General features: G+C 47.4%; 11 protein-coding genes. 4 read left to right on the top strand and 7 right to left on the bottom strand.

Translation table 11 applies throughout. From position 1 onward, the window contains the following. Positions 1-76: 76 nt before the first annotated feature. Positions 77-898 carry a serine O-acetyltransferase gene (gene cysE, locus L5M28_RS03105; RefSeq protein ID WP_028759817.1) on the bottom strand — a complete coding sequence of 274 codons (822 nt, stop codon included), beginning with the start codon at positions 896-898 and terminating at the stop codon, positions 77-79. 40 nt (positions 899-938) lie between these two features. After that, positions 939-1,667, bottom strand: a complete 729-nt coding sequence (gene trmJ / locus L5M28_RS03100) for a tRNA (cytosine(32)/uridine(32)-2'-O)-methyltransferase TrmJ (protein ID WP_113940594.1) — start codon at positions 1,665-1,667, stop codon at positions 939-941. Between the two features lie 153 nt (positions 1,668-1,820). Between trmJ and suhB the strand changes: the two genes are divergently transcribed. Further along, the gene (gene suhB, locus L5M28_RS03095; protein WP_028759815.1) at positions 1,821-2,624 is read left to right on the top strand and encodes an inositol-1-monophosphatase; all 804 of its coding nucleotides are present in this window, start codon (positions 1,821-1,823) and stop codon (positions 2,622-2,624) included. 276 nt (positions 2,625-2,900) lie between these two features. On the opposite strand, the gene lolE is transcribed toward suhB, so the two are convergent. The 3 genes from lolE to L5M28_RS03080 all read right to left on the bottom strand — a co-directional run bounded on the left by lolE (position 2,901) and on the right by L5M28_RS03080 (position 6,211). After that, positions 2,901-4,151, bottom strand: coding sequence for a lipoprotein-releasing ABC transporter permease subunit LolE (gene lolE, locus L5M28_RS03090; protein ID WP_105252620.1), 1,251 nt, complete (start codon positions 4,149-4,151; stop codon positions 2,901-2,903). Beyond that, the gene (lolD, locus tag L5M28_RS03085) at positions 4,148-4,843 is read right to left on the bottom strand and encodes a lipoprotein-releasing ABC transporter ATP-binding protein LolD (protein ID WP_028759813.1); all 696 of its coding nucleotides are present in this window, start codon (positions 4,841-4,843) and stop codon (positions 4,148-4,150) included. Before lolD ends, lolE begins: the two co-directional genes overlap by 4 nt. A gap of 135 nt (positions 4,844-4,978) precedes the next feature. Next, entirely contained in the window at positions 4,979-6,211 is a 1,233-nt protein-coding gene (locus L5M28_RS03080) for a lipoprotein-releasing ABC transporter permease subunit (RefSeq protein ID WP_105252622.1), read from the bottom strand. A gap of 94 nt (positions 6,212-6,305) precedes the next feature. Between L5M28_RS03080 and L5M28_RS03075 the strand changes: the two genes are divergently transcribed. The 3 genes from L5M28_RS03075 (at position 6,306) to L5M28_RS03065 (ending at position 11,519) form a co-directional block, all read left to right on the top strand. Beyond that, positions 6,306-6,947, top strand: a complete 642-nt coding sequence (locus L5M28_RS03075) for a hypothetical protein (protein WP_212601065.1) — start codon at positions 6,306-6,308, stop codon at positions 6,945-6,947. Positions 6,948-7,032: 85 nt separating this feature from the next. Then, positions 7,033-10,518 (top strand): transcription-repair coupling factor, encoded by a 3,486-nt coding sequence (gene mfd, locus L5M28_RS03070; protein WP_113940590.1) that lies wholly within the window; start codon positions 7,033-7,035, stop codon positions 10,516-10,518. Continuing rightward, the gene (locus L5M28_RS03065; protein ID WP_263202435.1) at positions 10,518-11,519 is read left to right on the top strand and encodes a peptidoglycan binding protein CsiV; all 1,002 of its coding nucleotides are present in this window, start codon (positions 10,518-10,520) and stop codon (positions 11,517-11,519) included. The genes mfd and L5M28_RS03065 overlap by 1 nt, the downstream gene beginning before the upstream one ends. 48 nt (positions 11,520-11,567) lie before the next feature. Here L5M28_RS03065 and L5M28_RS03060 read toward each other — a convergent pair whose 3' ends face one another. After that, on the bottom strand, positions 11,568-11,843 hold the full coding sequence (locus tag L5M28_RS03060; RefSeq protein WP_028759808.1) for an acylphosphatase: 276 nt from the start codon (positions 11,841-11,843) through the stop codon (positions 11,568-11,570). Positions 11,844-12,442: 599 nt separating this feature from the next. Beyond that, on the bottom strand, positions 12,443-14,143 hold the full coding sequence (locus L5M28_RS03055) for a toxin-antitoxin system YwqK family antitoxin (RefSeq protein ID WP_263202434.1): 1,701 nt from the start codon (positions 14,141-14,143) through the stop codon (positions 12,443-12,445). Positions 14,144-14,152 lie beyond the last annotated feature (9 nt).

The following is a 14,152-nucleotide window of genomic DNA, read 5'->3' as shown; positions in this document are numbered from 1 at the left end:
AGACCCTTGTGAGGGTCAGCCCTTAAGCAAGTTAGACCGCTAAGTTAAATCATTTCGTTGAACTATTTCTTGAAACTTAGATACTCGGATCAAACTCATCTAATGCACTATGTCGTTTTTCCGCTGCCGCTTTTTCTGCATCATTAAACTCGCCCATATCCAGCTCTGGCAGTTTTTCAGTGCAGACATTGCCACCCAGCCCTTGAATGGCTTGACACAACTCTTGAACTTTCGAGTCCATCAAATGCATATGATCGAGCATCTGCCCTATTGCATTGGCCACCGGATCGGGATTATCCGGTGATACCGCGTACGCATCGAAGCCATATTTTTTTGCCATCGCGCTGCGGCGTTCAGTTTTCTCTTTCGATTGCGGTGACGGTGTAGCAACCACGCGCCCAGGAATCCCCACAACCGTGGTATCTTTGGGCACATCTTTCACCACAACAGAATTCGAACCCACACGCGCACCATCGTGCATGGTAATAGGACCGAGGATTTTTGCCCCTGCGCCCACCACCACGTTATTGGCTAACGTCGGGTGACGTTTCCCCGCCTGCCAGGTGGTTCCACCAAGCGTGACACCGTGATAAAGAGTGCAATCATCACCAATCTCAGCCGTTTCACCTATCACAACGCCCATACCGTGGTCGATAAAAAATCGATGACCTATGGTTGCCCCAGGATGGATTTCAACCCCTGTCAACCAACGGGAAAACGTCGATAAACAACGTGCCGTTAAGCGCCAATCGCGCTTCCATAGCTTATGGCTTATCCGATGCAACCAAATGGCATGCATGCCTGGATAGTTAACCAAGATCTCAAACGCGCTACGCGCCGCAGGATCACGGTGATATATAGATTCAATATCTTCTTTTAGCCTAGCTATCACGCCCATTGTTTATCCTTCGCGATTAGTGTTAATTATTAAGGTTTGGCTATTTTTCTTTAGAACCCGCCACTTTCTCAATTGACGTCAAAATACCCCTGAGGATATTCATTTCCTGACTCTCAATCCGTGCTCGACTAAACAAGCGGCGAAGTTTCATCATCACTTGTCCAGGATGGTTCTTGATGATAAATCCAGTTGATAACAGTGTCGTTTCAAGGTGTGCGAAAAAACGTTCCTGATCGGCAGCCAAGGGATACTCAGTCAGCTCGTCTTCGGCAACGTCTTTTTGCGCGAGATGGGCAACGCGGGTTTCATAACAAATGATTTGTACGGCTTGCGCCAGATTAAGCGAGCTGTACTCTGGATTTGCAGGGATAGCCACATGATAAGTGCACTGTTGCAGCTCTTCATTGCTTAAACCATGGTTTTCACGGCCAAACACAATCGCAACAGGGCCTTTAAGTGCCTCGGTCGCTAATTTCACCCCAGCTTGTCTTGGCTCTAACATGGGCCAATCTAAGGTGCGACTGCGCGCGCTGGTTGCAATCACTAGACTGCAATCGGCAATCGCTTCAGCAAGTGAATCCACTTTCACAAGATGTTTCAGAATATCCGATGCACCCGCGGCTAATGCTATGGAATGACCGTCGGGCTCAACCCGGGGCTCTGCAAGATACAGAGTAGACAGACCCATAGTCTTCATCGCTCTGGCAGTAGAACCAATATTGCCGGGGTGCGAAGTCCCCACTAAAACCACTCGAATATTACTTAGCATGAAACAACTTAATTTAATTCATAAAACGTTGGGGACGAATATTATCACAGCCATTGCCGAATGCTTATATGAAAATCGGTATTTGATATAACTATCAAATCGAGTATAATACCGCCCGCTATTTTAACGTTCTTTAACATCCAGGGGATTGCAATGCATCCGATGCTGACGATTGCTGTACGCGCTGCCCGCGCGGCCGGCCAAACTATTATGCGCGCCTATACTGAACTTGACCGTATCGAAGTCAGTTCAAAAGGTATCAACGATTTTGTTACCAGTGTAGACAAGGAAGCAGAAGCGACAATTACTTACCAAATTCGTAAATCTTACCCTGATCACACTATCGTGGGTGAAGAGAAAGGCGAAAACCGCGGTGAGAATAAAGACTATGTTTGGATAGTCGACCCTCTGGATGGCACTAACAACTTTGTTAGAGGCATTCCCCACTTCGCGGTTTCTATCGCTCTGCAATACAAAGGCAAGACTGAAGTTGCCGTTGTTTACGATCCTGTCCGTGAAGAACTCTTTACCGCCGTCCGTGGTAAAGGCGCAAAACTCAATGATTTCCGTCTGCGTGTTACCAACGTGAATGAATTAGCTCCTACCATGATTGGTACTGGCTTCCCATTCAAGGCGCGTCAACACACTGAAACTTACATGGCTATTTTCGGCGAAGTCTTCGGCCAATGTGCTGACTTACGTCGCGCAGGTTCTGCCGCATTAGATTTAGCCTATGTTGCCGCGGGTCGTTTGGACGGTTTCTTTGAAATCGGCTTAAAGCCATGGGACATCGCTGCTGGCGATCTGATTTGCCGCGAAGCAGGCGGTACAGTGACTGATTTTACTGGCAACCATAACTATTTGGTTTCGGGCAACATCGTTGCTGGCTCACCTAAGGTGACCACAGAATTAGTGAAGATCATGCGTCCATTATTGAACGAAGGCTTAAAGCGTTAATCAAGATTAACACTTAGCTTTAAATAAACGCATAAAACAGATACAAAAAAGGCCAGTGGTAATCTCTTTAAGAGCGCCCACTGGCCTTTTTGTTTATGTGGTTTTCATTCTAAAGCCTTAAGTACTCGAGTCATCAAGTCCTCAGTCGCCACAATTTCGTATTTAGAAATAGTATAGTAATTAAGCAATAGTCATTGGGAAGAAAGGAGTGTCCTGAAAACATCTGCACTGATTTCAGCCCACATCGGCTAACATGACGAACAGCCACTTATCCAGTTATCTACCCGCTAACGCTTGTGCTGGTGCAATTTGGCTCGCCTTCCAAGCGGGATACAAAGTCGCGATTAAACTCATCACAAACGCCATCACAATCACCAGTACCGCATCCGAAACATGCAATTCAGACGGTAAAAAATCGACAAAGTAAACATCGGCCGAGAGCAGTTGAATACCGAGTAATTGCTCAACTGAGCTCGCAATCGCACTTAAATTCAGCGCCACACTAATGCCAATAATGCCGCCAAGACCACAGCCAAGCAGACCATTTAACGCGCCCTGCACCATGAAAATCCCCATCACAGCCAAACGACTCAGGCCCATGGTCATCAAAATCGCAATTTCGGACGCTTTATCCCGCACCGCCATGACTAAGGTGGAGACAATGTTAAAGCAGGCCACACCAATCACGAGCACTAAAACTAAATACATCACAGTGCGAACTAACTGAATATCTTGATATAAATGCCCTTGAGTACGAGTCCAGTCACTGATATACACAGACTGCTTTTGCGCATAACCGAGTTCGCGCACTTTTACTGGTGCATCAAACACTTTATCGACGCTAATACGCACACCCGTTACACCGTTATTCATGTTCAAGATCTGCGCCGCGTATTGCAATGGAATATAAGCGGTTGTCAGTTCAAGCTCGCCGCCCAGATGATAGGTGCCTGACACCACAAAACGATGGCTCTTCGCCGCACGTAAACTGCCTGCCGCGTCGGGATCGATATCCTGCACATATAAGGCCAGCGTATCACCCACCTCAAGCCCCAACTTAGTCAATAAACTCTCGCCAAGGACGATATGATTCTCATCTTGGCTCAGACTCTGCCAGCTTGCATCACTCATAAACTGTGACAAAGTTGAAACCTTCGTTTCTTCTTTCGGATCAATACCCACCACGGCTAAGCCTTGAAAACCACCAGGCTTCTGCACTAAACCTTGCATGCGAATAAAGGGGGCAGCACCACGAATACCTTCAATTTGTAGCGCACCTTGCGCAACACTCTGCCAATTGACGATAGGTTCGTCCACCCCGACAATGTCCGCCTGCGGCACTACACCCAGTAATCTTTGCTCTAGCTCGCGCTCAAAACCATTCATTGCAGACAGAACTATGATCAATACCGCCACACCTAAAGCGATACCGGCAGTCGATGCAAAGGAAATAAAACTAATAAAACTGTTGGATTGGCGGGCGCGATAAAAACGCCAACCAATGGATAGGGCTAACGGTCCTTTCATACTTGGGTTTCCGCCGCTAATTGCAAGTAACCGTTTTTCATCATCAGTTGGCGGTCCATACGGGCAGCCAATTTATGATCATGGGTCACCACCACAAACGCCGTGCCTAACTGATCGGCCAGCTCGCGGATCAACTCATAAACCGCATCGCCACTGTTAGCATCTAAATTACCCGTAGGTTCATCGGCCAGCACTAACTTAGGTTTATTAATCAACGCCCTTGCGATAGCGACACGCTGACGCTCGCCGCCCGATAGTTCGGCGGGAATGTGGGTCATGCGATGGCCTAGCCCTACCCGCTCCAATAAGACTTTGGCATCGGCGAGCGCTTGTTTACGGTCTTTACCTTGAATAAATGCCGGCATAGCGACATTTTCTAGCGCAGTGAATTCAGGCAATAAATGATGGAATTGATAGATAAAGCCGAGATCTTGATTGCGGATCTGCGCTTGACGCGCACTAGACACTTGGTATAAATCTTCGCCTAGCAACAAGACTTTGCCCGCGGTTGGCTCATCCAAAGTTCCCATAATATGCAGCAGTGTGCTCTTACCTGAGCCTGAGCTGCCGACAATCGCCAACTGCTCGCCCTTAAACACCTGCAAATCGACATTAGACAACACTTGCGTGGTCACGGCGCCATCATGGTAACTCTTACTGACACTCTGCACTTGCAGTAACACGTCTTGCATTGAAGTTCTCTCTTAAACATGCTTTGGCATCAATTTATTTCATTAAATCAATGCATTAAATTATTTTCATCTTGGCAAACTATCACTCACGGATGAATGCCCATGGGGGACGACTATTCATAAAAGCTCACGGGTTTACTCGTATCTCAGCGCAGTTGCGGGTTGCACACTGGCCGCACGCAGCGCGGGATATAAGGTCGCCAACAAGGTGACCAATAGTGTGCCTATCACGATCACTGACAACTGCATCAACTCCAGTTTTACTGGCAAACTCTGTCCTGCACCTAAAATCGAAATGCCTAAGGTCGTCATAATACCATTAAGATTTAAAGTGATAAGTATACCTACCGCGAGCCCAAGCACTAAACCAAGTACTGCATTGAGCGAACCCTGCACCACAAAAATGCCCATCACGGCAGGCGTGGTTACGCCTTGGGTTTTTAGCACTGCCACATCCGTGGTTTTATCGACCACCATCATCACTAGCGCCGAAACAATATTGAATGCGGCCACGGCCACAATCAGGCTCAGCATCAGTGACATCATGTTCTTTTCCATTTTTACCGCACCAAACAAGTGACCATAGGTATCGCGCCAATCGCTGGTTGTTACCTTAATATCTTGTTTAGCGAGAACATCCTGCACTTTAGACGCTAAAGCGGGCGCGCTAAAGGGATCAGTTAAATAGAGTCTAAGCTGATCAATAGCCTCACTCGGTTGACGCATTAGACGCTTTGCATCTTGATAATGGATATATGCAACGCCAGCATCAACCTGAGAGCCCATTTCAAAAATGCCAGATACCAAGAACTTACGTTGACTCGGAACTGGGCCTAATGGGGAGTACACCACACCATCGCCACTCAATAATCGTACCGTATCACCGGGAGCGACTTTGAGTTGCCGTGCGAGCTCAGATCCTAAAATCACCTTGAAGTCGCCACTCGCCAACTGCTCAAATGCACCTGAGTAAGTGTGCTGCGCAACGGAGGATAACTTTTGCGCTAATTCGGGAAATACCCCATAAACCTGCACAGCGCGAATATTCGACGCAGATTGCACCATGGCCTGCGTCGACACGCTCGGTGTAACGCCTAACACACCCGGTAAGGCTTTAAGCGCACTCGCCTGCTTTGTCCAATCGACTAACGGCGCTTCGCTATAAATAGTTAATTGCGGTACTGCACCTAAGATACGTTGCTTAAGTTGGCCTTCAAGGCCATTCATCACTGAGCTGACAACGATCAGGGCTGCAACGCCTAAAAAAATGCCCGACACGGCAAATAAGGTAATGAACGACGCGAACGCGTTCGCTTTTTTGGCCCGCCAATAACGGTAACCAATATAGAAAGGGAATCCTGGATTCATTGAAAGAGGGTTGCGTCCTGTGTGCTGAACTTGCTAAATCATGAAGATGGGCACGATAATAGGGGTATTGGTCCTATAAATAAAGAGGCAAGCCTTGTTCACTGACACCAATCCGTATTTTAGTGTGCCTCACCACTTTACCGCCTACCTAAGCCAATGGCCGAGTTCCCAGCCATTACCCTCAGAAATGGCACTGAGATCAATGCAATCATTAGGCATTCAACTGCTCAGCGAAGTCAAAACACTCGAAGCTAACTGCTTGCTACAGCTGCGCCATTTAGATAACGAGGCAAAAGTTGTCGTGGATTTTTTAAAGCTGCAATCCCGCAAAGTAGATCTAGTGCTGCAACATGTATTAGAAAAAGAAACTCAAGAGGGCGAAAAATGCTTTGGTAACCAATTTGGTGGTAGTGGCCTGAGATTACTCACCCCAACAGCCTTAGACATTGGCTCCCACTATAAAATTACTCTGTTTATTCACGACGAATTAGTTGCCATTCTCTGTTTTGGCAAAGTCATCGCCACTCAAGCACAAAAAATAGCACAAGCCGAAGGCGATATGAGTCGTAATGACAGAACAGAACAACATACTCAACCTGAACATCTACAATGGCAAACCGACTTTGAATTCAGTCAAATTCTTGAATCTGACGTGGAGCAATTAGTCAAAGCTAGCCTCAATGTGCAACAGAAACAACTCAAGTTACGCAAACTCGCCAGAGACGAGCGTCAATAGCCGCTGACTTTTCTCTGGCACCTACGCCATCAAGTCTCTACAATGTCTGCAACTCTTTGTGAATGAATCAGTTTATCGCACGCCAATGACTCACATATCAGCCCTAACGCCGCCAGCCGTCAAAAATGGCACTCAAATTCAGACTCTGTCCACCGTGGGCGGCGTTTGCCAAGCCGTTACACTCGCCAATTTAGCGCGTCAACATAAGGGAACGACCTTAGTCGTCACCAGTGACACGCCAAGTGCCTTAAGCTTAGAGTTAGAGCTGAGTTATTTGCTCAGTAAAACAGGCATTAAGGTCAGATTATTCCCTGACCGCGAAACCTTGCCCTACGACAGTTTTTCGCCCCATCAGGATTTAATTTCCCAGCGACTCGAAACGCTATCGCAGCTGTCTCAGATTGAGCAAAATATCGTTATCGTGCCCGTCACCACCTTGATGATACGCCTGCCACCTAAGGCCTATTTAAGCGCCAACGTGTTTGTGCTCAAAAAGGGGGATAGCTACAAGTTACACGATGTACGCCAGCATTTAACCGACACTGGCTACCATTCGGTGGAGCAAGTGTATGAACATGGCGAGTTTGCCATTCGCGGTTCGATTCTGGATATCTTCCCAACGGGGATGAATATGCCACTGCGCATCGAGCTATTCGATGAAGAAGTGGAAACCATTCGCCATTTTGATCCAGAAACCCAACGCTCATTGCAACCTGTCGACTCGATTCGCCTATTGCCCGCGAAGGAATTCCCAACCGACAGTTCGGCCATCGAAGGTTTTAGGCAAAGATACCGCCGCCGTTTCGAGGTCATAGTCAAAGAGCCGGAATCGGTTTATCAGCTAGTGAGCCGTAACTTGATGCCGGCGGGGATCGAAAACTACCTGCCGCTGTTTTTTGATGACACCGCCACCCTATTCGATTACTTGCCCAAGGACACTCAACTCGTCACCTTAGGCGATATCGAAAAGTCGGCGCGCGCCCATCTGCAAGAAGTCGAACATCGCTATCAAGACAGACGCGTCGATCCGCTGCGGCCATTACTGGCGCCTAAAGAGCTGTATTTACTCATAGAAGAGTTATTTGCCGCCTTTAAACCGCTGCCACGTTATCAAATGCAAGTGCCAACAGATGGCATTGAAACAACGAAAGCGGTTGTTATTGCCGCCAGCACCCTGCCCGACATCAGCGCCAATCATAAATTAAAGCAACCGCTGCTAGCGCTGCAAGATTATGCCAGCAGCGCCAAACGCATGTTGTTTAGCGCTGAGTCCGAGGGTCGCCGCGAAGCGCTGCTTGAATTGCTCGCTAAAATTCAGTTAAAACCTGCACTGTTTAACCATTTTGATGAATTTATTCAAAGTGATGCCAAGTTAGGTCTTATCGTGTCGCCGCTGTCACGCGGTTGTTTGCTGCAGATCAGCGCCAAAGAAAGTATCAGTATCATTTGTGAAACTGAACTCTTCGGCCATCGTATTTCCCAGCAACGTCGGCGTGAAAAACAGCGTCAGATCAGTAATGATGCCCTGATTAAAAACTTGGCCGAACTCAAAGTTGGCCAGCCCATAGTGCATTTAGAGCACGGCGTTGCACTTTATCGGGGCTTAGTCACCCTAGATACGGGTGGACTGGTCGCCGAATACTTGCAATTAGAATACGCTGGCGGTGACAAACTGTATGTGCCAGTGTCTTCATTGCATCTCATCAGCCGTTACAGTGTTGGCGCCGATGAAGACGCCCACTTAAATAAACTCGGCAACGAGACGTGGGCTAAAGCCAAGAAAAAGGCGATTGAAAAAATCCGCGACGTCGCGGCCGAGCTGCTCGATGTCTATGCCCGTCGCCAAGCGCGTCCCGGCGAAAGCTGCGCAATTGACGAAGAAGAATACGCTCAATTCGCCCGTGGCTTCCCCTTCGAAGAAACCGTCGATCAAGAAAGCGCCATCATCGCCGTGTTAGCCGATATGCAATCGCCGACCGCAATGGACAGATTAGTCTGTGGCGATGTGGGCTTTGGTAAAACCGAAGTTGCCATGCGCGCCGCCTTTGTGGCCGTCAACGCTGGCAAACAAGTGGTCGTGCTAGTTCCGACCACACTGCTTGCCCAGCAACACTATGAAAACTTTAAAGACAGATTTGCCGACTGGCCCGTGGTCACTGAAGTGATGTCACGCTTTCGTACCGCCAAAGAGCAGACTCAAGTGCTGCAGCAATTGGAAGAAGGCAAAGTCGATATCGTGATCGGTACCCACAAGTTACTGCAATCTGAGGCTAAGTTTGAAAACTTAGGCCTGTTGATTATCGACGAAGAACACAGATTCGGAGTACGTCAAAAAGAGAAAATCAAAGCGCTGCGCGCCAACGTGGATATCTTAACCCTGACCGCAACGCCCATTCCGCGCACCTTAAACATGGCCATGTCGGGCATGCGCGATTTATCGATTATCGCCACCCCGCCCGCCAAACGTTTAGCGGTGAAAACCTTTGTACGGGAATCGGATCCCGCGACTGTGCGCGAAGCCATTTTGCGGGAAATTCTCCGTGGCGGCCAAGTGTATTACCTGCACAATAATGTTGAAAGTATTGAGAAATGTGCCCAAGGCATTATCGATTTATTGCCTGAAGCGCGAGTCGTCGTTGCCCACGGTCAAATGCGTGAGCGCGATCTAGAACGGGTAATGTCAGACTTTTACCATCAAAGATTCAACGTGTTAGTCTGTACCACTATTATCGAAACCGGTATCGACGTTCCGAGTGCTAACACCATTATTATTGAGCGTGCCGATACCTTTGGTCTGGCACAGTTACACCAATTGCGTGGCCGCGTCGGGCGCTCGCATCATCAGGCCTACGCTTATTTGATGACGCCGCATCCCAAACGTATGACCCCAGATGCGCGCAAACGTTTAGAAGCCATTGATGCTCTTGAAGATCTCGGTGCGGGCTTTATGCTGGCAACCCAAGATTTAGAGATCCGCGGCGCAGGTGAACTCTTGGGCGATGAACAGAGTGGCCATATTTCGAAAATTGGTTTTAGCTTGTACATGGAAATGCTCGAAGCGGCAGTCAAAGCCTTAAAACAAGGCAAAGAACCGTCACTGGCGCAAATGCTCAATCAGCAATGCGAAATTGAACTGCGTATCCCAGCCCTTCTGCCTGAAGCCTATGTGAGCGACGTAAATATTCGTCTGTCGCTCTATAAACGCATCGCAGGTTGCGAAACACAGGCGGCGCTGGATGAGTTAAAAGTCGAATTGATCGACCGTTTTGGCTTATTACCTGAACCGACGCGTAACTTAATGGAAATGACCCTCTATAAACATGAGGCGACTCGCTTAGGTGCGACTAAAATAGAAGTGCACAGTAAAGGTGGCAGCATCGAATTTAGTGATGATCATGTCATAGATCCTGTGTTTATTATTGGATTACTCCAAAGCCAGCCACAAATCTATCGAATGGAAGGACCGAATAAGTTAAAGTTCAGCCTTGCAGCCGAAACCAGTAAAGACAGGCTCGCTTTAGTGAAACTCTTGCTAGAACAATTATCGCAACATCGTCTTGGAGATAAATAGTGTTACGTAAACTCGCGGTCTCTATCGCTACACTCATTGCACTATCACACAGTCAGGTCGTCCAAGCAGAAGCTTGGTTCGAGGTTGAAGTCTATGTGTTTGAACGCCAAAGTCAGTCAAGTGAACAATGGCCTGATGCGCCGAACAAGACGAAAACCGATAACGCAATAGACTTAATCTCCCCCGCTATCGCGCAAGCAATCACGCCGATACCCAGCGCATCTGCGCCTTGCACACTGGTCTTTGATGCCGATGCAAATAGCCACTGCGCTGAAACCTTAAACGGTACCTCGACGTCAGAACCTATGCCTGCCGCGCCTGCGAGTGTGGAATATCGTTACCCGCCGGTGATCCCATCAGAAATCAGCAGCGCACAGATCAGTTATCCTACAGCCAATGGCAACCCAGTATTGTTAACCCGCAGCCAAAGTCAGTTCGCGAGCATTATCAATAGTATTTCCCGCGAACGTGGTACGCGCAGTTTACTGCACATGGCTTGGCAACAACCTATGCGTGGTAAGAGTGGCTCAGTACCCATACGCTTATTTGCGGGTAAAGATTTCTCAGGTACTTATCACTTCGATGGCAGAAAAATCATTAAGCAAGCTCAAGCAGAGCCTATGACTAATGCCGATGGCACGCCAATGCTTGCACCTGCTGTATCACCGGTATGGGAATTAGATGGCACGCTGAATATCTATTTAAGCCACTATTTGTATATTGAAACCGCATTGCACTTACGCAAAGAAGGCAGAAAATTAATGCCAGCCGTACCCAGTGATGCGGCCGATACCAGCGCAACACTCACGGCGCCCAAAGTCATGACACCATTTTTAATGTCTGTGCCTTTGGAGCAAAACCGCCGCGTGAAGAGTGAAGAAATCCATTATTTAGATCATCCCGAAATAGGCATGGTGATCCAAATCCGCAAGATGGCGCAACCCAGTGCAATGCAAAATAATCAGAATACCGAATCAATACAGACTGTTGGCCAATACTGAATAAACACACAACCCGCACAATTCTTAAGTTAACACGGTACGTTTAAATTAAGACTGAACGATGGAGAAATCGAGGTAGATATCATCAGCCTCGTCTTCTCCTACCGTTACGGTTAATCCCTCAGTGCAAGGCACACCTACTTCGCACCAAGCAATTAAAGCATTAACAGCAATGTCACTGCCTTGGGCGAGTACTTCAACACTGCCATCGCGGCAATTGGTTACATATCCTGTCACACCAAGGGCTCTGGCCTTAGTCAAGGTCGCATGACGGCAACCAACACCTTGCACTTTTCCCGTCAAATTAATTAATACTCGCTTCATCTCACGCTCCTTTTTCACGGAACCTTGTTATAGAAATAAGCATAGCCGCAATTATCCAAAGGCTAAGTGTTAACCTATGGATTTGTAGAGCAAAAAACAAACAATATTTAAATTTAGGCAAAAAAAACAGCTAACAAGACTGCTGCTAGCTGTGTCGGGCGACATACGCAAAGGGATATCCAATAAATGGACAAATAAAACAGCAACTCTGTATCATTTTGTTACAAAATAGCAAGGGTCGCTACTTTACACAATAAATAATTATTTTCAAGAGTTTGAAAAGTAAAACTATCCATCCCGATTGAATATAATGCTTTTAGCTGAAAATCAGCTCGTACACCCATCTGCATTGTTCATGTTTAAAAACACCCCCTGTGATAGCCAAAGAAGTATAAAGGCGTGTTGACGTTTAACGCTGAGATTGTGTTTGTTCTGGCAAGTTAGTAAACACGAAACGAGGGGTTGAGAAGTGAGCCCTCTAATGACAAGCGGCGCGTATGCCTGACGATAAAGCAAGGCAAGCAAACTAGATGCAAAAAAGCAAAAAACCGGCCTAATTAGCCGGTTTTTGCTTGATGGTGTGGTTAGGTAATGAAGTGCTACTCGCTGATCATCAGACCATTTTGATAGCGATACTCGGATGAGGGTTCACCATTAAAGTAGTACACCGACCTGCCGTGCAGTTGATTATCAAGATACTCATCACTTTGCAGCAGGCTGCCATCTTCGTTAAAACTATAGCCTTTGCCTTGCAATTGACCTTTATCATCATACTGGGCCAGCCCTAATAAATGGCCATTGGCGGAAAAGGCTTGCCAGTGACCCACTTCGTGTCCTGCTTTATAGTTGCCATGCCAGAGCTTAACCATGCTGTAGCTGCTTTCATCTTGCAGCGTCCATTGGCCTTCGCGCTGACCGTTAACATATTGACCTTGAGCTTGCAGTTGTTTATCAAAGCCACGCAGTAAATACGCGCCATGTAACTTAGCGTTTTTATAAAACTCTCGGCGCATTATCGTGCCATCGGCTGCGATTTCTGTTTGTTCACCACTCAGCTCACCTTGTTGGTTAAACTGCTCATTGCGCGTCGTATCCGCGTTTTTTGTGACCCACTTGCCGGACTTTAACCCTAAGTGATATTGGCCGATGACAAAACCGCCGTCCTCGGCCTTGTCTTCTCGATATGCACCGTGCATTTGACCTTTGCGGTAGTTTATCCGCCTGATATAACCATTCCAGCCTGCACCGATATACAAGCCATCGTATCGTCCCTTGAGTTGTTCATCACGTTCAATCAGCTCACCTGCTGCATCAAAACGCTGACGTAAGCTCCAGTCTTTTGCAGTATCTTGCTGATATTGATAAGTTAACTTACCCGCAGAATCGAAGCGCTGTTCAGTGCTAGTCTGACCTTTAGCGAGGTATTGCGTGTCGGTTTGGGTCGCAACGTTACCGGCATTATCATAGGTAATATGTTGAATTTCACGACCATCCTTATCATACTTTTGCAGCTCTGCTAACCGCCCTTGTTCATCAAAACGCTGCTGGTTTCCCACCTGCTTATCATGCTCATAGTGTTTAATCTCTTGCAGCACATCGGCAGCTCGGTAAATCAACACTTCGCCGTGTATTTTCCCCTTAAGATAAAACTCTTTAGTGTATAACCAGCCTTCTTTTGTCCAATACAGTCGCTCGCCTTCTCTTTTTCCCGCCACCATATTAACGGTTTGCTCCGGCTGACCATTGTTATGAAAGCTTTCATATAGCCCTTCCATACCGTTAGCGCCGTAGGTTACGCGTGTTTGCAACTGGCCATTGTTAAAATAACTTTGCGATAATCCTAATTCAGCCCCATTCACACGATGCTGAAGCTCCCTTAATTGGCCATTAGTATGGTAACTTTTCTGATCTCCATTCAACTGGCCATGCTGGTAGTGGTACTCTCCCGAGAGCGCTCCGTCTTCCCAATAATGCAGATGCGTGCCTTGATAACGCCCTTGTGCATCGCTACTGCCCTTGCGAGACAGTTGACCATCGGGGTAGAAAAACTCGAAATCACCAACGATAAAACTCTCGGCTAAATTGGAACTGTTGACGCTGCCCTTAAAAACGGGTTTATCCGTCTCCAGATAAAAGAGTTGTAGCGGCCACTCACCATTTTGCTCTGTCGGCGCTTGCTCCTGATAATAAATGGCTTCACCAGGCACATCGCTAAGCCGCCATAGTTCGTCGAGTAAAATTCGCTCAGCCGACAGATTAAACGACATAAGTAGCGCAGATAATAGTAATAAGACTCTCATATTCTGCTC

It is taken from the genome of Shewanella sp. SW32 (assembly GCF_025653365.1).
Taxonomy (GTDB): Bacteria; Pseudomonadota; Gammaproteobacteria; order Enterobacterales; family Shewanellaceae; genus Shewanella; species Shewanella oncorhynchi.
Note: the sequence above shows the minus strand (reverse complement) of the source record. Positions and strands in the feature narration are given on the sequence as shown.